This window comes from Pseudonocardia kunmingensis (assembly GCF_006716445.1).
Lineage (GTDB): Bacteria > Actinomycetota > Actinomycetes > Mycobacteriales > Pseudonocardiaceae > Pseudonocardia > Pseudonocardia kunmingensis.
Window position 1 is genome coordinate 785,662 of the sequence record NZ_VFPA01000001.1, and the last position, 20,863, is coordinate 806,524.

At 75.2% G+C, this 20,863-nt stretch carries 21 protein-coding genes; 4 read left to right on the forward strand and 17 right to left on the reverse strand.

The window, feature by feature from the left end:
• The first annotated feature begins 10 nt into the window (after positions 1-10).
• Positions 11-874 (forward strand): alpha/beta fold hydrolase, encoded by an 864-nt coding sequence (locus tag FB558_RS03700; RefSeq protein ID WP_142048099.1) that lies wholly within the window; start codon positions 11-13, stop codon positions 872-874.
• On the opposite strand, the gene FB558_RS03705 is transcribed toward FB558_RS03700, so the two are convergent.
• The 6 genes from FB558_RS03705 to FB558_RS03730 all read right to left on the reverse strand — a co-directional run bounded on the left by FB558_RS03705 (position 849) and on the right by FB558_RS03730 (position 6,596).
• Positions 849-1,328 carry a CoA-binding protein gene (locus tag FB558_RS03705; protein WP_142048101.1) on the reverse strand — a complete coding sequence of 160 codons (480 nt, stop codon included), beginning with the start codon at positions 1,326-1,328 and terminating at the stop codon, positions 849-851. The genes FB558_RS03700 and FB558_RS03705 overlap by 26 nt on opposite strands.
• The gene (locus tag FB558_RS03710; RefSeq protein WP_142048103.1) at positions 1,325-2,629 is read right to left on the reverse strand and encodes an O-acetylhomoserine aminocarboxypropyltransferase/cysteine synthase family protein; all 1,305 of its coding nucleotides are present in this window, start codon (positions 2,627-2,629) and stop codon (positions 1,325-1,327) included. Before FB558_RS03710 ends, FB558_RS03705 begins: the two co-directional genes overlap by 4 nt.
• A gap of 33 nt (positions 2,630-2,662) precedes the next feature.
• A complete protein-coding gene (locus tag FB558_RS03715; RefSeq protein ID WP_142048105.1) occupies positions 2,663-3,364 on the reverse strand; it encodes a dienelactone hydrolase family protein in 702 nt (233 codons plus the stop codon).
• A gap of 176 nt (positions 3,365-3,540) precedes the next feature.
• Positions 3,541-5,019 (reverse strand): hypothetical protein, encoded by a 1,479-nt coding sequence (locus tag FB558_RS03720; RefSeq protein WP_142048107.1) that lies wholly within the window; start codon positions 5,017-5,019, stop codon positions 3,541-3,543.
• A gap of 146 nt (positions 5,020-5,165) precedes the next feature.
• Positions 5,166-6,071, reverse strand: coding sequence for an acyl-CoA thioesterase (locus FB558_RS03725; protein WP_142048109.1), 906 nt, complete (start codon positions 6,069-6,071; stop codon positions 5,166-5,168).
• 12 nt (positions 6,072-6,083) lie between these two features.
• Positions 6,084-6,596, reverse strand: a complete 513-nt coding sequence (locus FB558_RS03730) for a MarR family transcriptional regulator (RefSeq protein WP_142048111.1) — start codon at positions 6,594-6,596, stop codon at positions 6,084-6,086.
• A gap of 49 nt (positions 6,597-6,645) precedes the next feature.
• Between FB558_RS03730 and FB558_RS03735 the strand changes: the two genes are divergently transcribed.
• Positions 6,646-7,782 (forward strand): cytochrome P450, encoded by a 1,137-nt coding sequence (locus FB558_RS03735; RefSeq protein ID WP_142048113.1) that lies wholly within the window; start codon positions 6,646-6,648, stop codon positions 7,780-7,782.
• A gap of 4 nt (positions 7,783-7,786) precedes the next feature.
• Here the strand turns inward: FB558_RS03735 and pyk are convergent, their stop codons facing one another.
• From pyk to FB558_RS03775, 8 genes are all read right to left on the reverse strand, one after another.
• Positions 7,787-9,208, reverse strand: a complete 1,422-nt coding sequence (pyk, locus tag FB558_RS03740) for a pyruvate kinase (RefSeq protein ID WP_142048115.1) — start codon at positions 9,206-9,208, stop codon at positions 7,787-7,789.
• A gap of 70 nt (positions 9,209-9,278) precedes the next feature.
• Positions 9,279-9,914: a DUF2461 domain-containing protein gene (locus FB558_RS03745; RefSeq protein ID WP_142048117.1), complete on the reverse strand. Its 636-nt coding sequence runs from the start codon at positions 9,912-9,914 to the stop codon at positions 9,279-9,281.
• Positions 9,911-10,900 carry a prolipoprotein diacylglyceryl transferase gene (gene lgt, locus FB558_RS03750; protein ID WP_142048118.1) on the reverse strand — a complete coding sequence of 330 codons (990 nt, stop codon included), beginning with the start codon at positions 10,898-10,900 and terminating at the stop codon, positions 9,911-9,913. The genes FB558_RS03745 and lgt overlap by 4 nt, the downstream gene beginning before the upstream one ends.
• Positions 10,901-10,927: 27 nt before the next feature.
• Positions 10,928-11,722, reverse strand: a complete 795-nt coding sequence (gene trpA / locus FB558_RS03755; RefSeq protein ID WP_142048121.1) for a tryptophan synthase subunit alpha — start codon at positions 11,720-11,722, stop codon at positions 10,928-10,930.
• Complete coding sequence (trpB, locus tag FB558_RS03760; protein WP_246106237.1) at positions 11,719-13,080, reverse strand: tryptophan synthase subunit beta; 1,362 nt, start codon at positions 13,078-13,080, stop codon at positions 11,719-11,721. Before trpB ends, trpA begins: the two co-directional genes overlap by 4 nt.
• Positions 13,077-13,901: an indole-3-glycerol phosphate synthase TrpC gene (trpC, locus tag FB558_RS03765; RefSeq protein ID WP_142048123.1), complete on the reverse strand. Its 825-nt coding sequence runs from the start codon at positions 13,899-13,901 to the stop codon at positions 13,077-13,079. The genes trpB and trpC overlap by 4 nt, the downstream gene beginning before the upstream one ends.
• Before the next feature lie 43 nt (positions 13,902-13,944).
• On the reverse strand, positions 13,945-14,598 hold the full coding sequence (locus FB558_RS03770; RefSeq protein WP_170231170.1) for a Trp biosynthesis-associated membrane protein: 654 nt from the start codon (positions 14,596-14,598) through the stop codon (positions 13,945-13,947).
• On the reverse strand, positions 14,595-16,235 hold the full coding sequence (locus FB558_RS03775) for an anthranilate synthase component I (protein WP_142048126.1): 1,641 nt from the start codon (positions 16,233-16,235) through the stop codon (positions 14,595-14,597). The genes FB558_RS03770 and FB558_RS03775 overlap by 4 nt, the downstream gene beginning before the upstream one ends.
• Before the next feature lie 103 nt (positions 16,236-16,338).
• Between FB558_RS03775 and FB558_RS03780 the strand changes: the two genes are divergently transcribed.
• The gene (locus tag FB558_RS03780) at positions 16,339-16,959 is read left to right on the forward strand and encodes a TetR/AcrR family transcriptional regulator (RefSeq protein ID WP_142048128.1); all 621 of its coding nucleotides are present in this window, start codon (positions 16,339-16,341) and stop codon (positions 16,957-16,959) included.
• Here FB558_RS03780 and FB558_RS03785 read toward each other — a convergent pair.
• The 3 genes from FB558_RS03785 to FB558_RS03795 all read right to left on the reverse strand — a co-directional run bounded on the left by FB558_RS03785 (position 16,940) and on the right by FB558_RS03795 (position 19,811).
• A complete protein-coding gene (locus FB558_RS03785; protein ID WP_142048130.1) occupies positions 16,940-17,797 on the reverse strand; it encodes a hypothetical protein in 858 nt (285 codons plus the stop codon). The two genes, FB558_RS03780 and FB558_RS03785, sit on opposite strands and share 20 nt — an antisense overlap.
• 93 nt (positions 17,798-17,890) lie before the next feature.
• On the reverse strand, positions 17,891-18,541 hold the full coding sequence (locus FB558_RS03790) for a response regulator (protein ID WP_142048132.1): 651 nt from the start codon (positions 18,539-18,541) through the stop codon (positions 17,891-17,893).
• A 7-nt stretch (positions 18,542-18,548) separates the two neighbouring features.
• The gene (locus tag FB558_RS03795; protein ID WP_246106238.1) at positions 18,549-19,811 is read right to left on the reverse strand and encodes a sensor histidine kinase; all 1,263 of its coding nucleotides are present in this window, start codon (positions 19,809-19,811) and stop codon (positions 18,549-18,551) included.
• 109 nt (positions 19,812-19,920) lie between these two features.
• Between FB558_RS03795 and FB558_RS03800 the strand changes: the two genes are divergently transcribed.
• On the forward strand, positions 19,921-20,835 hold the full coding sequence (locus tag FB558_RS03800) for a hypothetical protein (RefSeq protein WP_142048136.1): 915 nt from the start codon (positions 19,921-19,923) through the stop codon (positions 20,833-20,835).
• The last annotated feature ends 28 nt before the right edge of the window (positions 20,836-20,863 follow it).

Sequence of the window (20,863 nt, forward strand, 5' to 3'; positions counted from 1 at the left end):
GGAGGGCGTCATGACGAAGATCGAGCTGTCGGCCGGCACCATCGAGTACACCGACACGGGGGGCGACGGGCCCGTCCTCGTCTTCCTGCACGGCGTCGCGGTGGCTCCCTCGGTGTGGCGGCACGTCGTCGCCGAGCTGCGCGGCGAGTACCGCTGCGTCCTCCCCCACCTGCCGCTCGGGTCGCACCGCCGTCCGATGCGGCCCGGCGCGGACCTGTCCCTGCGCGGTATCGCGATGCTCATCGGCGAGTTCCTGGAGCGGCTCGACCTGCGCGAGGTGACCCTCGTGCAGAACGACTGGGGCGGGGCCCAGGTCCTGGTCGCCCACGGCGGTGCCGAACGGGTCTCCCGCATGGTGCTCACCCCGTGCGAGGCCTTCGACAACTACCCGCCGGGACTGCCCGGCCGCCTGCTGACGCTCACCGCCCGGGTGCCGGGCGGGCTCGCGGCACTGGCACAGCTGCTGCGGCTGCGCGCGAGCCGGCGCGCTCCCGGCGGATGGGGCTGGATGAGCAAGCGCCCGGTGCCCGACGAGATCATGGACGAGTGGTTCCGCCCGCTGCGGGAGCAGGCAGGTGTCCGCCGCGACCTCGCCGCGTACGGGCTCGGCCTCCCGTCGCGCGAGGTGCTCCTGGAGTGGGCCGAGCGCAACCGCGCGTTCACCGGCCCGGTCCTCGTCGCCTGGGCCGCCGAGGACCGGGTGATGCCCGTCGCGCACGGGGAGCGGCTCGCGGCGCTCTACCCGCAGGGCCGGCTCGTGACCCTCAGCGACAGCTACACGCTCGTGCCCGAGGACCAGCCCGCGGCCCTCACCTCCGCGATGCGCGGGTTCCTCGCCGAGACCGCCGTCACCGGGCCCGCCGCCGCGAGCTGATCACGCCGGTGTCGAAGCCCGCGATGTGCAGCCCTCCGTGGAAGCGCGCGTGCTCGACCTTCAGGCAGCGGTCCATCACGACCTCCAGCCCCGCGGCCTCGGCGCGGTGCGCCACCTCCTCGTCGAACAGGCCGAACTGCGTCCAGAAGGTGCGGACCCCCTCGACCGCCAGCACCTCGTCGAGCACCCCGGGGAGGTCCTCGCGACGGCGGAACACGTCGACGAGGTCGGGCGCCACAGGCAGGTCGGCCAGGCTCTTGTGCACGGGCCGGCCGAGGATCTCGCTGGCGTTCGGGTTGACGAAGTACACGTCGTAGTCGGTGCTGGCCAGCAGGTAGGTGGCCACGAAGTTGCTCGCGCGCGACGGGTTCGGGGACGCTCCGACCACCGCGACGGTCCGGGTCCCGCGCAGGATCTGCTGGCGCCGCGAGGCGGACGGGTTCTCCCAGGTCATGCCGATGCTCCCTTCTCGGCCGCGGCGAGGGCCTGGTCGAGGTCCCAGAGGATGTCCTCGACGTCCTCGAGCCCGACGCTGATCCTGATCAGGTCCGGTGGCACTCCCGCGTCGCGCAGCTGGTCGTCGGTGAGCTGCTGGTGGGTGGTCGAGCCCGGGTGGATGACGAGCGTGCGGGCGTCGCCCACGTTGGCCAGGTGGCTGCACAGGCGCACCGACTCGATGAACCGCTGCCCGGCCTCGCGCCCGCCCCGCACCCCGAACGCGAAGACGGCGCCGGGCCCGAGCGGCAGGTAGCGCGCGGCGAGATCGTGGTGGGGGTGATCCGGCAGGCCCGCCCACCGCACGTACGACACGCGCGGGTCGGCGTCCAGCCACTCCGCGACCGCCCGCGCGTTCGCCACGTGCGCCTCCATGCGCTGCGGCAGCGTCTCCACGCCCTGCAGCAGCAGGAACGCGCTGTGCGGCGACAGCGAGGCGCCGACGTCGCGCAGCTGCTCGGCGCGCAGCTTGGTGAGGAAGCCGAACTCCTGGAAGTTGCCCCACCAGGTGAGCCCCCCGTAGGAGGCGACCGGCTCGGTCATCTGCGGGAAGTTGCCGTTGCCCCACGGGAAGCGGCCCGACTCGATCACGACCCCACCGAGCGTGGTGCCGTGCCCGCCGATGAACTTGGTGGCGGAGTGGATCACGATGTCGGCGCCGTGCTCGAGCGGACGGCACAGGTACGGCGTGGCGAGCGTGGCGTCGACGATCAGCGGCACCCCGGCGGCGTGGGCGACGTCGGCGAGCGCGGCGATGTCCGCGACCTCCCCGCCCGGGTTGGAGACCACCTCGGTGAACAGCAGCTTCGTCCGGGGCGTGAGGGCCGCCGCGAACGACTCGGGGTTCCCGCCCGACACGAACGTGGTCTCGACACCGAAGCGGCGCAGCGTCACGTCGAGCTGGGTGATCGTGCCGCCGTACAGGCCGGCGGACGCCACGATGTGGTCCCCCGCGCCGGCGAGGGAGGCGAAGGTGAGGAACTCCGCGGCCTGCCCGGTGGCGGTCGCGACGGCTCCGAGCCCGCCCTCGAGGCTCGCCAGCCGCTCCTCGAGGATGGCCACGGTGGGGTTCGCGATCCGGCTGTAGATCAGCCCGTACTTCTGCAGCGCGAACAGGCTGGCCGCGTCGGTGGTGTCCTCGAACACGAAGCTCGTGGACTGGTAGATCGGCACCGCTCGCGCGCCGGTCGCCGCGTCGGGGACGTGGCCGGCGTGGACGGCACGGGTACGGAAGCCCCAGCTCCGGTCCTGCTCGCTCATGCCCCCATCCTGCCCCCTCGATCCCCGGGGTCGTCAGAGGTGCTCGCGGAAGAACGCGACGACGCGGCGATGGGCGTCGGCGGCGCTCTCCGCGTGGTACTCCGCGTGGATGGGCGAGCGGGCCGCGATCGCGCCCTTGACACCGGGTGTGCGGGTGAAGAACGAGTGGCCCGCCTCGGGGTAGGTCGCGACGTCGTGCGGCACGCCGAGCTCGTCGAGGCGCGCCTCGAGCCGCTCGGGGTAGCCGCGGGTGGAGACGTCGCGCCCGCCGTAGCTGGCGACCACGGGGCACGCCCTCGCGACCGGCAGGGGGAGGTTGTAGAACGGGGCGCTCACCTTGTACCGCCCGGTGCCGGCGAGCAGGAGCGCGAAGCCGCCGCCCATGCAGAACCCGATCGTGCCGATGCGGTCCGCATCGACCTCGGCCCGCCGGGCCAGCCAGCGACGACCCGCCTCGATGTCCTCCAGCTCCCGTCCCGCGCCCCGCCGCACGGTGCGCACCGCACGCGCGACGCACAGCGCGGTGATCCGGCCGCGCGCGAACAGGTCGGGGATCAGGACCGCGAACCCCTCGGCGGCGAGGTCACGGGCGACACGGCGCATCTCGTCGGTCATCCCGAACGCCTCGTAGATCATCACGAGCGCGGGACCCGGCGCGCCCGCGGCGTCCGGGACGGTCAGCACGCCGGGCAGCGACGTCCCGTCGTCGGCGGGGAAGCTGATCTCGGTCTGCACCGTGCCGACGCTAGCGCTTCCCGCCGGGAGTTCGTCGGGGATCGGTGGGTTCGCCGAGCAACGCAGCCGGCGGTCCGCGAGCGCCGACGCACCCCGTCGACGCGGCACGGGCGGAATCGCTCCCACCCGGACGAGCGGCACTCTCGTCGGTACCTAGCCGACGAAAGTGCCGTTCGTCATGCGAATCCTGCTTTCCGGATCGGCGGGTCGTCGTCCGGGGTGATCACCGCGGGCGGGAACCAGCGGTCGTCGGTGAAGGCGTCGGAGTCGTCGAGCAGGTAGTCGGGCCTGCGGTGCTCGCGCTCCTGCCCGCCGGCCATCCCCGGCGCGATCGGCGGCGGGTAGAGCCCGGCCGGGTGCCCCGTCAGCGGGGAGCGGGGCGCGGCACGCGGCGCCGGCTCGGTGCCGACGGTGGACGGGGCCGGGCCGCCGCGCAGCGGCGCCTCGGGAGCGCTCCGGACGCCGCCGGGTGGCGGCGCGCTCTCGGGCACGGGGCGGCCGCCGCCCGGCGGCAGGGCGCGCTCCGGGTGCGCGCCGGGGACGGGCGGGCGGCCTGCGCCCTCCCCCGGCGCCGCGGGCCGGGGGACGAGGTCGCGCCAGCTCGGCGGCGGGGCGCCACGGGGCGGCGGGGCCGGAACGACCGGGCGGGGACTCGGCGGAGGCGACGTGCCGTTCGGACGCCCCGGTTCGCCCGCGGGTGCGGCGCCGCCCGACCGCGACGGCGCCGGGGCGGCCGGTGGACGCGGCGCCGGTGCGGGCGTCCGGGCAGCAGGCGTCGCCGCGCCGGGAGCGTTCGGCACCGTGCCCGGCACCGGTGGCACGACGCTCCCCGGACCCGCGCCCGGCCCACCGCCGGTAGGACCCGCGCCTGCGGGTCCGCTACCGCCGGGCGCGCCGGCCGGCGCCGGCACGGGCACACTCCCCCCGGGCGCGGTGCCCGCCGGGCCGGTGCCGGGCCCGGACGGCGGGCCGGGCACCGACGCGGGGGCGGCACCGGCGTCGAGGGCCGCGGGCGCCGACGGCGCCGCAGCGAGCCCCGCCGCCGCGGGAGCGCCCGGAGTGGCCTCCGCGACGCCGGGGCCCGCGGGGGCACCGGCCGCACCCGCCACCCCGGAGACGACCGTGACCTGCGGCGGCAACGTCCAGTAGTCCATGTTGCGGCGGTTCTCGTAGGAGTTCTGCGTGTAGGTGTTCATCAGCTCGACGGCCCGCGCCGACCGGTTGGCCGCGTCCTGCTCGACCGCGTGCAGGTCGTCGAGCCCGTGGAAGAGGTACAGCGGATCGGTCTGCGCCTTCACCATCTCGGCGTCGCGCTGCGCCGTGAGCGGCTCCGGCATCGTGACGCGCAGCTCCCGCGCCTGCTCCCCCTGCGCCGACACCGCCTGCGCGGTGATCCTGGCGTCGTTGGCCGCGTCGAGGGCCCACCGGCCCAACGGGGTCATCGCGCCCCGCGTGGCGTCGGCCGCCGCCCCCTCCCAGCCCGCCGAGGCCCCCGCCGCCACGGCGCCGGCGATCCGCTGGTCGATCCGCTGGATCAACGCCTCGGACTCCGCCCACGCCAGCTCCGCGGTCTCGGAGATCCCCCGGCCAGGACCGCGGTGCACGGCGTCGTAGATCTCCTGGTGGCTGAAGCCCTCCCACCGCACGTCGCTCACGCCGGCCTGCCCATTGCGCCCCCTCGGTCCGCGACGTCGGCAACGCTACGAGGGCAGGGGCGCCGAACAGGCCCGATCGCCCTGTTTCGTGTGCGATCGCGAACGGAGTTGCTCCGCTCCGGTGACGCCTCGGGTGCGGCGGCCGGTCAGGCCCTGCCCTTGCGGGGCAGCCGGACCAGGCCCTCCTGGACGGTGGTGGCGACGAGGCGGCCGTCCTGCGTGGTGAACCGGCCGGTGGCGAGCCCGCGCGACCCGGACGCGGTGGGCGAGTAGCAGGTGTAGAGCAGCCACTCGTCGGCGCGGAAGGGGCGGTGGAACCACATGGCGTGGTCGAGGCTGGCCATCTGCAGGGGCTGGCCCGCGAGGTCGTGGCGGGCGACGACCGAGCCCAGCAGCGTCATGTCGCTCGCGTAGGTCAGCAGGCAGACGTGCAGGAGCTGGTCGTCGGGCAGGGAGCCGTCGGCGCGCATCCACACCCGCACCGGCGCGTCGGAGCCGGTGCGGGCCGACGACCAGACCGGCTCGTCGACGAAGCGCATGTCGATCGGTCGCGGAGCCCGGGCGTGCCAGCCCGCGTCGTCGCCGCGCGCGATCCGTTCGCTGATCGTCGGGAGCTCGTCGGGGGCGGGCACGTCCGCGGGCGCGGGTTCGCTGTGCTCCAGCCCGTCCTGGGGCAGCTGGAACGACGCCGACAGCGAGAAGATCGCCTCACCGTGCTGGATCGCGAGGACCCGACGGGTGGTGAACGAGCGGCCGTCGCGCACGCGCTCGGACTCGTAGACGATCGGCACGCGCGGATCGCCGGGCCGGATGAAGTAGGCGTGCAGGGAGTGGACGAGCCGGTCGTCGGGCACCGTGCGGCCCGCGGCGACGAGCGCCTGGCCCGCCACCTGGCCGCCGAACACGCGCGTGGGGCTCTGCGGCGGGCTCACGCCGCGGAACAGGTTGACCTCGAGCTGCTCGAGGTCGAGCAGCTGCACCAGCCCGTCCAGGACGGCCTGGCCGTGCAGGTCGCCGTCGGGAGCGGTCTCGGGAGCGGGCGGACGGGTCACCGCGGCATCCTCTCAGGACGTGCCGGGCGCGCGGTCCCGCCTCCCTCCGGAGCTGCCCCGCGTGCCGAACGCCCGCTGCTCCCCCGCGATGGCGCGCAGGTAGGACACCACCGTCGCGCTGCCCTCGGCGCCCAGCTCCTCCGCGACCCGGTCGAACCGGGCGAGCAGCGGGCCGAGCTCGGCCAGGACGGCGCTCCGTCCGGACTCGGTGACCTCGACGACGACCCGCCGCCGGTCGCGCGGGTGGCGCACGCGCCGGACGTGACCCGCGCCCTCGAGCCGGTCGACGAGCTCGGTGGCCGACGCCGACCGCATCCCGAGCCGGTTCCCCAGCTCGACCGGGCCGAGCGGGGCCTCGGACTCGACGAGCAGGCTCATCGCGCGCACGTCGTTGTCGGGCAGGCCCAGCCGCTGCGCGAGCACGTGCCCCGCGTCGTCGGCCGCGCGCAGGACCTCCCACAGCGCCCAGGTCGCCTCGGCCGCCTGCCAGCGCCTGCGTTCCCGCGTCTCGATCTCGTCGGCCACCCGGCCACGCTACGGTAGCTAGGCTGCCTAGCTATCTGAGGAGCCGCAGATGTCGGACTCGCCGCTCGCCCCCGTCGATCCCTTCACCCCCGCCGTCCGCGCCCTGGACGAGCCCGGCACCTCCGCCGCGCTGCGCGCCGCCGGGCCGATCGTCCGGGCCGAGGCGCCCGCCGGAGGGCCGGTCTGGATCATCACCGAGGACGCGCTCGCGCGGCGGGCACTGTCCGACGAGCGGCTGGTGAAGGACCCCGCCTGGGCACCCCTGTCCTGGGACCGCTGGTCGGCGGGCCTCGAGCCCACGGCGGCGGAGCAACCGTCGCTCACCACCCTCGACGGGCCCGCGCACACCATGCTGCGCCGGGCCCACACGCCGCTGCTCACGGCCCGCCGCGTGCAGGGCTACGCCGACCGCATCGCCACGCTCGCGCGCGAACTGCTCACGGCGGAGGCGCCCGGTCCGGTGGACCTGATGGTGGAGTTCACGACCCGGTTCCCGCTCGCCGTGATCTGCGAAGTGCTCGGGGTGCCCGGCGAGCGCCTCGACCAGGCGGTGGCGGCGTGCCGGCGGTTGAACGGCACCGACCCGGCGGCGTTCGCCGCGGCGATGGCGGCCTTCTCGGAGCTGGCCGCGGCCGCGCTGGCGAGCGGCGGCGGCACGGCCGTGGAGCTGCGCGAGCGCACGCCGGAGGAGATCGACGACCGGCAGCTGCACTACCTGCTGTTCGGGCTGATCTTCGCCAGCCAGATCACCACGGACGCCGCGCTCGGCTTCCTGCTCGCCCGGGTGCTCGGCGACCGCCCGGCCGGTCCCGACAAGATCGACGACATCGTCCGCGACGGCCTGCGCCGCCACCCCCCGGCACCGTTCACGCTCTGGCGGTTCACGCGCACCTCCGTCGAGCTGGGCGGGGTGGCGCTACCGGAGCGCGCGCCGGTGCTCGTCGACATCGCGGGCATCAACACCGCCCCGGGCGCGGCCGGCGGGCCGGACCTGACGTTCGGTGCCGGCGCGCACTTCTGCGTGGGCGCGCAGCTCGCCCAGCTGGAGCTGCGCGCCGTGGCCGAGGTGCTGGCGGCCGACTTCCCGGACGCGCGGCTCGCCGTGCCCTACGCGGACCTGCGGCGGACCGACCGCGGGATGCAGGGCAGCAGGTTGATCACGCTGCCCGTGCTCCTGCGCGGTTGATCCGTCACGCGTGGTCCTCCTCGCCCAGGCGGTGCACCCGGATGAGGTTGGTGGAGCCGACGGTGCCGGGGGGCGAGCCGGCGACGATCACCACGAGGTCGCCGGGCTGGAAGCGCTCGATCGAGAGCATCGCGTGGTCGACCTGGCGCACCATCGCGTCGGTGGAGTCGACCTGGTCGACGAGGAACGTCTCCACGCCCCAGCTCATCGCGAGCTGGCTGCGCACCTCGGCGGCCGGCGTGAACGCGAGCAGCGGCAGCCGGGTGTGCAGGCGGGCGAGCCGCCGGACGGTGTCGCCGGACTGCGTGAACGCCACGAGCGCGCGGGCCGAGAGCCGCTCGCCGATGTCGCGGGCGGCGTAGGACAGCACGCCCCGCTTGGTGCGCGGCACGTGGTTGAGCGGCGGGACGTTGACCGGCCCGTCCTCGACGGCCTCGATGATCGTGGCCATCGTGCTGACCGACTTGATCGGGTAACGGCCCACGCTCGTCTCGCCGGACAGCATCACGCAGTCGGCGCCGTCGAGCACGGCGTTGGCGACGTCGGAGGCCTCCGCCCGCGTCGGACGCGAGTTGGTGATCATCGAGTCGAGCATCTGGGTGGCGACGATGACCGGCTTGGCGTTCTCGCGCGCGATCTGGATGGCGCGCTTCTGCACCAGCGGCACGTGCTCCAGCGGCAGCTCGACGCCGAGGTCGCCGCGGGCGACCATCACGCCGTCGAACGCCAGCACGATGGCCTCGAGGTTGTCGACCGCCTCGGGCTTCTCCAGCTTGGCGATCACCGGCAGCCGCCCTCCGCGGCCGTCCATGATCTTGTGCACGATGTCGATGTCGGCCGGGCTGCGCACGAACGACAGCGCGACCGTGTCGACGCGCAGGTCGAGGGCGAACTCGAGGTCGGAGCAGTCCTTGTCGGTCAGCGCCGGCACCGAGACGTTCATCCCGGGCAGGGAGATGCCCTTGTTGTCGCTGACCGGGCCGCCCTCGGTGACCTTGCAGACGACGTCGAGGCCGTCGACGCCGACGACGCGCAGGCCGACCTTCCCGTCGTCGACGAGCAGCCGGTCGTCCGGGCGCGCGTCGTTGGCCAGGCCCGAGTAGGTGGTGGACACGCGGTCGTGGGTGCCGGCGACGTCCTCGACGGTGATCCGCACCTCCTCGCCGGTGCGCCACTCGACGGGGCCCGCGGCGAAGCGGCCGAGCCGGATCTTGGGGCCCTGCAGGTCGCCCATGATCCCGACGGCACGGCCCTCGGCGTCGGCCGCGTTGCGGACCATCTCGTACACGCGCTTGTGGTCGTCGCGGTTGCCGTGGCTGAAGTTCAGGCGGGCGACGTCCATCCCGGCCTGCACGAGCTCGCGGATCCGGTCCGGCGACGCGGTCGCGGGACCGATGGTGCAGACGATCTTGGTACGTCGGCTCACGCGGGGCAGTCTAGCGCGGCTACTGAAACGATCAGGTTGAGGTTTGCCTTAAATCTCGCATCCTTCGGCGTTACCGCCGGGGCAACTCGCTCGGTCCGACGTGGTCGGCGAGCCACTCGACGAGCGGGCGCAGCGCGCGCCACGTCGCCGCCACGCGCTCCTGGGTCCCCGGCTCGTGCAGCACGTCGTCGGGTTCCCAGCCGCGCCACGCGTAGAGGCCCTTGTGCCGCAGGAGTCCGATGCGGGGGTGGTCGCGGTCGAACCCGCGGGGAGCGGTCTTGAGCGTCTCCCCCGCCACCTCGAGCCCCTCGGCGGTGAGCGCGGCCAGGCGCTTCTCCAGGTCGGTGCCGCGGCGCTCGTCGTCGACGGCGGTGCGGTAGCGGGTGAGCTGGTCGGGGGCCATCCGGTAGTACCCGCCTGCGGCCATCAGCCCGTCGGCGCCGACCTCGACGTAGAACGGCCCGGCGGTGGCCCCGCAGTGGGTCTTGTACGGGGTCTTGTCGTGCGAGAAGCGGACGTCCCGGTAGGGCCGGAAGATCTTGCCGGGCCCGAACTCGGGCTCGAGCGCGGCGAGCAGCGCCAGCATCGGGGCGCGGACGTCGGCCTCGTACACCGCGCGCTGGTCGGTCCAGTAGGCCTTCGAGTTGTCGGCGATGAGCCCGTCGTAGAACTCGACGGCGCCGTCACCGAAGCCGGTGAAACTCACGTGCTGCGGTCTCCCGAGGACGGGCGGTGGACGCCGGCGTCGGCATCGGCGGGCTCCTCATCGCTCTCCTCCGTGCCGGCGCCCGCGGGCTCGGCCGCCGCCTTCCCGGCCGCGGGCTCGGGCGGTTCGAGCACCTCCCGCGGCTTGCGGACCAGCGCGATGTAGAGCACCGCGGCCACGAACACGACGACGGAGACCACCACATTGATGCGGATGTCGCCGAAGACGCGGGTGGCGTAGTCCGTGCGCATCTGCTCGATGAAGAACCGCCCCGCGGTGTAGCCCGCGACGTAGACGGCGAACGCGCGGCCGTGACCGAGCCGGAACCGGCGGTCGGCCCAGACCACGAGGCCCGCGACGGCGAGGTTCCACAGCAGCTCGTAGAGGAACGTGGGGTGCACGACCTCCACCGGCGTGTGGTCGACCGCGACGCCGCCGAGCGCGTCGGGCAGCCCGGTGGCCGGGTCGACCCGCTCGTAGATCTCTAGGCCCCACGGCAGGGTGGTGGGAGCGCCGTACAGCTCCTGGTTGAACCAGTTGCCCAGCCGCCCGATGGCCTGGGCCACCACGATCCCGGGCGCCACGGCGTCGGCGAAGGCCCCGAGCGGCACGCCGCGGCGCCGGCAGCCGATCCACGCCCCGACCGCGCCGAGGGCGACAGCGCCCCAGATCCCCAGGCCGCCCTGCCAGATCCGCAGCGCGCCCCACGGGTCGCCGCCGGGGCCGAAGTAGGTCTGCCAGTCGGTCATGACGTGGTAGAGCCGGCCGCCGACCAGGCCGAACGGCACCGCGAACACGGCGACGTCGGTGACCGTGCCCGGCTCGCCGCCGCGCGCCACGAAGCGCCGCTCGCCCCAGAGCACCGCCACGACGATGCCGGCGATGATGCAGAGCGCGTAGGCCCGGATCGGGACGGGCCCGAGCATCCAGACACCGCGGTCCGGACTCGGGATGTTCGCCAGCACGGTGACGACGGCAGGACTCACGACGCCACGGTAGCGAGTGCCGGCCGCTCAGGCGGGGGCGGGAGCCCGGCGGACGCCGTCCGCGAGCTCGGCTGCGAGCCGGCGCACCCCGTCCGCGCCGGCCGCCTCGGCCGCCGTGACGAACGCCGAGCCGACGATGACGCCGTCGGCGAACCCCGCGACCTCGCTGGCCTGCGCGGCCGAACGGATCCCGAGCCCCACCCCGATCGGCAGCGAGGTGTGCGCGCGGCAGCGGGAGACGAGTGCCGGAGCCGCGTTCGCGACGGTGTCGCGGGCCCCGGTGACCCCCATCGTCGAGGCGGCGTAGAGGAACCCGCGCGTGGCCGCCGCGGTGGAGGCGATGCGCTCCTCCGTGGAGGACGGCGCGACCAGGAACACCCGGTCCAGCCCGTGCGCGTCGGACGCGGCGAGCCAGTCGTCGGCCTCGTCGGGCACGAGGTCCGGGGTGATCACGCCCAGGCCGCCCGCCGCGGCGAGGTCGCGGGCGAACGCGTCGACGCCGTAGCGCAGCACCGGGTTGATGTAGGTCATGACGACCGCGCGCCCACCCGCCGCGCTGACCCGCTCCACGACCGAGAACAGGTCGCGCAGCCGGAACCCGGCGCGCAGCGCGGTGTCGGCGGCCGCCTGGACCGTGGGCCCGTCCATCACCGGGTCCGAGTACGGGATGCCGACCTCGAGCAGGTCGCAGCCGCCCTCGCTCATCGCGGTGAGCAGCTCCACCGAGCCGTCGACGGTGGGGTAGCCGGCGGGCAGGTAGCCGACGAGCGCGGCGCGACCCTCCGCCTTCGCGGACGCGAAGATCTCCTGCACGCCACTCATCGGGACTCCTCCGTCACGCCGCTGGGCCGGTCCTCCGGCGCGTCGGCACCGGGACCCGCGAGCGAGGCCTCGGCGATGGCGGTGCCGCTCGCGTCCTCGGCGCTCTCGTCGCTCGCGATCATGCCGAACCACTTCGCCGCGGTGTCGACGTCCTTGTCCCCGCGCCCGGACAGGTTCACGAGGATCACCGCGTCCGGCCCGAGCTCGCGGCCCAGCCGCAGCGCGCCGGCCACGGCGTGGGCGGACTCGATCGCCGGGATGATCCCCTCGGTGCGCGTGAGCAGCGCGAACGCGTCCATCGCCTCGGCGTCGGTGATCGGCCGGTACTCGGCACGGCCGAGGTCCTTGAGCAGGGCGTGCTCCGGGCCGACGCCCGGGTAGTCCAGGCCCGCGGAGATCGAGTGCGACTCCGAGGTCTGCCCGTCCTCGTCCTGCAGCAGGTAGGACAGCGCCCCGTGCAGCGCGCCCGGCGACCCCTCCGTCAGGGTGGCGCCGTGCCGGCCGGTCTCGATGCCGTCGCCGCCGGGCTCGAAGCCGACCAGCCGCACGCCGGGGTCGTCGAGGAAGGCGTGGAAGATCCCGATCGCGTTCGAGCCGCCTCCGACGCACGCGGCCACCGCGTCCGGCAGCCGCCCGGTGCGCTCCAGCACCTGCTCGCGCGCCTCCAGGCCGATGATGCGGTGGAAGTCGCGCACCATCACCGGGAACGGGTGCGGGCCCGCGACCGTGCCGAGCAGGTAGTGGGTCTCGTCGACGTTGGTGACCCAGTCGCGCAGCGCCTCGTTGATCGCGTCCTTCAACGTGCGGGAGCCGGTCTTCACCGGCACCACCTGCGCGCCGAGCAGGCGCATCCGGGCGACGTTGAGGGCCTGCCGCTCGGTGTCGACCTCGCCCATGTAGACCACGCACTCGAGGCCGAGCAGCGCGCAGGCCGTGGCCGTGGCCACGCCGTGCTGCCCCGCACCGGTCTCGGCGATGACCCGCGTCTTGCCCATCCGCTTGGTGAGCAGCGCCTGACCCAGCACATTATTGATCTTGTGCGAGCCGGTGTGGTTGAGGTCCTCGCGCTTGAGCAGGATGCGCGCGCCGCCCGCGTGCCCACCCAGCTTCGGCGCGTCGGTGAGCGGGGACGGGCGCCCCGAGTAGTCGCGGTGCAGCCGGTCGAGCTCGTCGAGGAACTCCCGGTCGCCACGCGCCTTGTCGTAGGCGGTCTCCAGCTCGTCGAGCGCCGCGATCAGCGCCTCCGGGACGAACCGCCCGCCGTAGCGCCCGAAGTGGCCCCGCGCGTCCGGCTCGTGCCCGGACGGGGTCTCGATCCCGTCGCTCGCTCGGGCGGTGCCCGCCTTGCTCGTCGTCACCGCACCATTCTGGAGCACGACGGATGGAAGCCCGCAGCCACCAGGCTGCGCACCGCTCCGCCCGGGTCGCCGCTGGTGACGAGCCCCTCGCCGACGAGCACCGCGTCGGCGCCCCAGCCCGCGTAGGTGAGCAGGTCACCGGGCCCGCGGACGCCGGACTCGGCCACCCGCAGCACGTCGTTGGGCAGGCCGGGCGCGATCCGACCGAAGACCGTGCGATCGACCTCGAGCGTGTGCAGGTCACGCGCGTTGACGCCGATCAGCCGCGCGCCCGCCTCCAGCGCGCGGTCGGCCTCCTCCTCGGTGTGCACCTCGACCAGCGCGGTCATCCCGAGCGACTCGACGCGGTCGAGCAGCGCGTCGAGCGCGTTCTGCTCCAGCGCGGCGACGATCAGCAGCACCAGGTCGGCACCGTACGCCCGCGCCTCGTGCACCTGGTACGGGCTGACCACGAAGTCCTTGCGCAGCACCGGCACGTCCACCACGGCGCGCACGGCCGCGAGGTCGGCCAGCGACCCGCCGAACCGGCGCTGCTCGGTGAGCACGCTGATCACGCGTGCCCCACCCTCGGCGTAGGACGCGGCCAGGTCGGCCGGGTCGGCGATCGCGGCGAGGTCGCCCTTCGACGGGCTGCGCCGCTTCACCTCCGCGATCACCCCGATGCCCGGCGCGCGCAGCGCGGCCATCACGTCCCGCGGGGGCGCGGCCGCTGCCGCCCGCCGCTTGATCTCCGCGAAGTCGACCTCCGCCTCACGCACCGCGAGATCGGCCCTGACACCGTCCACGATGGAATCGAGGACACTCGCTCCGCCGTTCGCCATGGCAGCTGTCCCCCTCTCCGGATAGGGCCGGGCGCGAATCATGCTAGACAGCCGCGTTCCGCGGCCCGTCGCCAGGATCGTCTCCCCTGTCCTCCGGCCTGCCGTCGGGGGGGTCCGTGGTGGGGTCCTGCCCTGCGTCCAGCGCCTGCCAGGCGGCGCGGTCCGGGTCCTGCACGACCCGCCGCTCCCCCGGTGCCGCGTAGCGCGCGCCGAGCCGCGGCAGGCTCCTCTCCCGCACCGCGACCAGCGCTCCCACCCCGAGCAGCAGGAGCCCGCCCGCCGCAGGCAGCAGCGGTGCCGGGGTGCCCTGCGCGGTCTGCCGGCGCAGGTCGTCGACGGACTCCCCGTGCGGCGACTGCGGCAGCGCCGACGCGGGCACGTCCGTGGCGCCGGGGTCGGCGAACAACGCGGTCAGCGCGAACGCCAGCACGCCCGCGCCGGCCAGCGCCAGCACCACCCCCACCACGCGGCGCAGCACACCGCCGCTGGCCACCAGCCCCGCGATCCCCGCCAGCGCCAGCAGCGCCACCCCGCCCAGCCACGGCGCGACCTGGGCGCCGGTCACCGAGTCGGGGGCGCCGGTCGCGGACGGCACGCGGTACCAGACCGCCGTCCCGCCGATCCACAGCAGGCCGGCCGCCAGCGCGAGGCCCGCGCACGCCGTCACGAGCGCCCGCGGGCGGGGGCGTGCGGTCACCGCGGCGTGCTGGACGCCGACGAGGCCACGCCCGGTCGGGCCGCCAGCGGCTCGGCCGGCCCCGCTCCCGCGCCCGTGCGCGGGTCCGCGAGCGTCCCCGCGGTCGCCACCGCCGACAGCACCGCCCGCGCCTTGTTGAGGCACTCGGTGTCCTCGGCGACGGGGTCGGAGTCGGCGACGATGCCGCCGCCCGCCTGCACGTACGCCACCCCGTCGCGGACCAGGGCCGTGCGGATCGCGATCGCGGTGTCGGCGTCGCCCGCGAAGTCGAGGTAGCCCACGATCCCGCCGTAGAGCCCGCGCCGCGTCGGCTCCAGCTCCTCGATGATCGCCATCGCCCGCGGCTTGGGCGCGCCCGACAGGGTGCCCGCCGGGAAGCAGGCCGCCACGGCGTCGAACGCCGTGCAGTCGCCGCGCAGCACGCCGGTGACCGTGGAGACCAGGTGCATGACGTGGCTGTAGCGCTCCACCGAGAAGAAGCTGTGCACCTTCACCGTGCCCGGCTCGCAGACCCGGCCCAGGTCGTTGCGGCCCAGGTCGACGAGCATGACGTGCTCGGCGCGCTCCTTCTCGTCGGTGCGCAGCTCCTTCTCCAGGAGCAGGTCCTCCTCCTCGGTCTCGCCGCGCCACCGCGTGCCGGCGATGGGGTGCGTTGTGGCCCGGCCGTCCCGCACCGTGACCAACGCCTCGGGACTCGAGCCGACGATCTCGAACCGCTCACCGTCGGCAGACTCCAGGCGCAGGAGGTAGAGGTACGGGCTCGGGTTGGTGGCGCGCAGCACCCGGTAGACGTCGAGCGCGTCGGCCTCGCACTCGGCCTCGAACCGCTGCGACACCACCACCTGGAACGCCTCGCCCGCGCGGATCTGCTCCTTCGCCTCCTCGATCGCGGCGTGGTGCTGGGCGGGCGAGCGGCGGCGCGTGAACTCCGGCTGCACGGGCCGGTAGACCGCCACGGTCGACGCCGACGGGGCGGCGAGGTCGGCGGTCATCCGGTCCAGCCGGGCCACCGCGTCGTCGTAGGCCTCGTCCACCCGCTCGTCGCTGGCGTCCCAGTTGATGGCGTTGGCGATCAGCGTGATCGTGCCCTCGTGGTGGTCGACCGCGGCGAGGTCGGTGGCCAGCAGCATCACCAGCTCGGGCACCCGCAGGTCGTCCTCGGCCAGCTCGGGCAGCCGCTCCAGGCGCCGCACCGCGTCGTAGGCGAGGTAGCCGACCATGCCCCCGGTGAGCGGCGGCAGCCCGGGCAGCCGCTCGCTGCGCAGCTCGTCGACGACGGTGCGCAGGGCCGCGAGCGGGTCGCCGCTCGTGGGCAGGCCCACCGGCACCTCGCCGGTCCAGGTGAGCTCGCCGTCCACCGCGGTCATGGTCGCCCGGCTGCGCGCACCCACGAACGACCACCGCGACCAGGACCGCCCGTTCTCCGCCGACTCGAACAGGAACGTGCCGGGCCGGTCACCGGCCAGCTTGCGGTAGACCCCGACGGGGGTCTCGTCGTCGGCGAGCAGCCGCCGGGTCACCGGGATCACCCGGTGCCCGGCGGCCAGCGCGCGGAACTCCTCGCGGCTGGGGGTGACCGTGCCGAGGGCGCCCTTCGCCGCAGTGCCGAGGGCGCCGGCAGGCGCGGTGACGGTCATGGCGCCATTGTGCGGCACGCCCTCCCGGCGGCCACCGCGGCGTTCGGCGCCGCCACGCCGGTCGCGGCACCACCCACCGGGTTCTCAGCCGGGGACCGGGAGAATGGGAATCGTGGCCGCAGCCGACGAGAACACCGCCCCCCGACGCCGCGGGCGCAGGCCCGGCGGCGCCGACACGCGGACGTCGCTGCTGGACGCGGCCCGCGCCGTCTTCGCCGAGCGCGGCTACGACGGCGCGACGGTGCGCGTGATCGCGGAGCGCGCGGGCGTGGACCCGGCGATGGTCAACCACTGGTTCGGCGGCAAGGAACCGCTGTTCGTCGCCGCGCTGAACCTCCCGGCCGACCCGGCCACGATCCTCGGCGAGGCGGTGTCCGGCGATCCCGACGAGCTGGCCGAGCGGATCCTCTGCCGGCTCCTGGAGGTCTGGGACAGCACCGGCGGCGCGCAGTTCGCGGCGCTGCTGCAGAGCATCGCCACCCAGGACGTCGCGGCGGCGCTGCTGCGCGAGTTCATCGCCCGCGTCCTGGTGGGCAAGGTGCTGCGGGAGGTCGCCCCGGATCGCCCCGAGCTGCGCGCCACCCTGTGCGGCACGCAGATGTTCGGGCTGGCGTTCGTGCGGTACGTGCTGAAGGTGGAGCCGCTGGCCTCCGCCGACCACGCCACGATCGTGTCCGCGGTGGCCCCGAACCTGCAGCGCTACCTCACGGGCCCCCTGCCGTGACGGCGGCGGGCGCGAGCCCGTCCACGAACGCGCCGAACCGCTGCGCGCGCTCCGGCGAGCACAGGAACGGGCACGTCATGCAGTACGCGTCGGACGCGCGTTCCACCTGCGGCTCGGTCTTGTAGTACAGGCAGCAGGCGGCGCGGACCGGCACCGCGTAGGTGTCGGCCCCGCGCTGCACCGCCTCGGTGCCGCCGCGGTGCCGGATGCGGGCCCCGTGGGCGACGAGCGCGTCCACCAGCGCGGCTCCGAGCTCGGCGGCGGCGGTGCGGTCCGTGCCGGCGTAGAGGGGGACGTAGGTCGCGGCGCTGCGGACCGAGTCGGCGACGCCGTTCCACAGCGGCACCAGGCCGTAGCGGGTGGCGGCGCGCACGGCGTCCAGCAGCGGTCCGAGGGTCGCGACGGCTGCCTCGGCGACGCGGTCGAGCAGCACGGTGGTGTCGGCCACGACCTCCACGTCCCGGTCACCCGCCGCAGGGTCGTCGGGCAGCACGAGCAGCGTGGCGTCCCGCACGGCGACCCCGCCGGTGCCGGGGTGCACGAGGAGGTTCCCGGCGCGCACGTCCCATGCCCGGCGCTCGAGCAGGAGCGCGGCGCTCACCCGGCCGAGCACGGCGTGCACGAGCGTGCCGGCCACGGAGGTGGCCGCCACCGAGGCCAGCCCGGCCGGGTTGTCCTCCTGCCGCGCACGCGCGCACCACTCGGCGACGTCCGGCACCGCGACGGCCAGCGACCGCCAGCCGGGTTCTGCGGGCACCCCGATCCGCACGGCGTAGGCGTCCGGGTAGGCCGGGCGCAGCTCGCGCAGCCGCGCGGTCGTGGCAGCCAACGCACTCATGAGGCGAGGCTAACCTGATCGACGCGGGCCGCGAAAGGCCCCGGGCCCCCACCGGTCGTGAGTGGATACGAGTGCTCCCGCACTCGTATCCACTCACGGGTGGCGGGGGTCGATGAAGCCGGACTCGTAGGCGGCCACCACGGCCTGGGTCCGGTCACGCGCCCCGACCTTGGCGAGCACGTTGCCCACGTGGGTCTTGACCGTCTCCACGCCCACCACCAGCTCGCGCGCGATCTCGGCGTTGGACAGGCCCCGCGCCATCCAGCGCAGCACCTCACCCTCGCGCTCGGTGAGCCCCGCGCCGCGCAGCGCGTCCCCGCCGCGGGTGCCGCGGGTGGCGACGAGGTCGCGCACCGCCGCCGGGAACAGCAGCGACTCCCCCTGCGCGACCGTGCGCACGGCCTGCACGATCTCGGCCGGGCGGGCCCGCTTGAGCAGGAAGCCGGTGGCCCCCGCCTGCAGCGCCTCGTAGACGTAGCCGTCGTTGCCGAACGTGGTGAGCACCAGCACGCGGGGCGGGTGCGTCAGCGCCGTCACCAGGTGCCGGGTGGCGGTGATGCCGTCGACGGCCTGCATCCGCACGTCCATCAGCACGACCTCGGGCGCGAACCGGCGCACGAGCCCGGGCACCTCGGCACCGTCCGACGCCTCGCCGCGGACCTCGATGTCCGGCTCGGCGTCGAGGATCGCCTTGAGCCCGGCCCGCACCAGCTCCTCGTCGTCCACCAGCAGCACGCCGATCATCGCGACATCATCCCGGCATCCGCCGCGTCCCGGCCAGCGGCAGCCGCGCGGTCACCCGCCAGCGTTCCTCGTCGCCGCCGGCGCACAGCTCGCCGCGCAGCACGGTGACCCGCTCGCGCATCCCGGCGAGCCCGCGACCGCCGCCGGTGCGGGGCCGCGCCCGGGCGTCGCCGAGCGGGTTGGTCAGCTCCAGCTCCACGGCGTCGTCGCGCACCGCCACCCGCACGGCCACCGGCACCGGCCCGGCGTGGCGCAACGCGTTGGTCAACCCCTCCTGCACGATCCGGTACGCCTCGCGCGACACCGCCCGCGGCACCGCGTCGGTCGCGCCGTCGCGGTGCAGCTCGACGGCCACGCCCGCCGAGCGGGCCCCGTCGACGAGCGCGTCGAGGTCGCCGAGGTCGGGCTGCGGGGCGCGGTCGTCGGCGCCGTCGGTCCCGTCCGACCCGTTGCGCAGCAGCCCGAGCACGTGGTCGAGGTCGGCCAGCGCGGATCGCCCCGCCTCGGCGATCGCGTCCAGCGCGCGGGCGACGAACGCGGGGTCGGTCTCCAGCACCCGGGCCGCCGCCCCGGCCTGCAGCGTCGTGATCGTCAACGCGTGGCCCACGGAGTCGTGCAGCTCGCGCGCGAGCCGGTTGCGCTCGGCCAGTGCACGCTCCGCGGCGTGCGCCTCGGCGAGCTCGGCCGCCATCCGCTCGGTGGGCGTGGGCCCGAGCACGCGGGGGGCGAGCCGGGCCAGCGCCGCACCCGACGCCGACGCCGCGTGCAGCAGCAGCACCGGCAGCACCAGCCCCACCGGCGGCAGCCACCACGCCCCGCCGCCGGTCGGGAACGGCCGCAGTGCGAGCCACGGCGCGAACAGGAAGCCGATCGTGATGGGCAGCACGGCGAGCGTGACGAGCGCGGTCACCGCGCCCGCGGCGGCGTTGAGCACCAGCCAGCCCGCGGCCCGGCGCCGCGCCGGCCAGCTGTCGGCCGTCGCCGGGTCCGGCTCGGGCACGGTCGCACCCAGCAGCGCGCGGGCGGCGGTGATCGCCAGCGCCCGCACACCGGGCACCAGCGCGACCCCGAACGCGATCACCACCCCCGGGACCACGACGAGCAACGCACCGAACACGTCGAGGTCGCCGCTGGTCATGCTGGTGGTGATGAGCGCACCCAGCCCCACGTAGGGCAGCAGGATCACGGCACCCAGCAGCAGGTGCACGAACCGGCGGTAGGTCAGCCCGTCGGTGAGCGGGGCGAGGAAGCGCCGGAGCGGGCGGGGCACGCCACCGATCGTCGCAGAGCACCCCCGGCGCACCCCTCCCCCGCCAGAGGGAGCGGGATCGTCCCGCGGCGGGAGTCGCGCGACGATCCGGTCCCGGATCGTCATCGCCATGACCACCGGAGCGGCAACCGCACCGCCGACCGCGGTCCCCGTCGGCGTCCGGGTACTGGGCCGGCTCGCCGCCGCCGGGACCCTGCCCTATCTCACGATCAAGCTCGGCTGGCTGTCCGGCGCCACGCTCGGCGCGCGCGAACCCGCGTTCCTCGCCGAGCCGGCCGTCGTGGTCGCCAACGCCGTCACCTTCGCGATGGACCTCGCCGTGATCGGGCTGGCGTTCGCCCTCACCTCCCGCTGGGGCGAGCGGCTCCCGGCGTGGCTGGTCCTGCTGCCGGTGTGGGTCGGTACCGGGTTCCTGGTGCCGATGGCCGTGTCCGTCCTGCCGGCCACCGCGGTCACGGTGCTCACCACCACGCCGGAGCCCACGGTGTTCGAGCCGTGGCTGCAGCCGGTGGTCTACGGCGGCTTCGCCTGGCAGGGCGTCTTCCTCGGGGCCGCGTTCGTCGCGTACGCGGTACGGCGGTGGGCGGGCGTGGTCACGGCGTCCGCACCGCCCGCCCCGCCGTTCCTCCCCCTGCTGCGCGTGATCGCCGTCGGGGGCTGCGTGATGGCCGGTGCCAGCGCCGCGGCGCACCTCGGCGTCGGCCTGACCGCCGGTTCGGCCGTGACGCTGGGGATGCAGACCGTCGACGCCGCGCTCGCGGTCGCCGGCGCGGTCGGCGTGGTCGCGCTCGTCCGCGCCCGGGCCTCGAGGCGGTGGGCCGCCACCGCCGCCGCCTGGACCGGCAGCGCCGCGATGTTCTCCTGGGGCCTCTACACGGTGGTCGTGCGGCTCACCGCGGACGGCTTCACCGAACTCGACGCGGCGGGCGGCGTAGCGCAGGTCACCGGCCTGCTCGGCGGTTTCGCCCTCGCCGTGGCCGGAATGCTCGCCCTCGTCGGTTCCGGGGAGGGCCGGCGCGGGTAGCGGGGGGAACGTCGCCCACTCCCGCAGC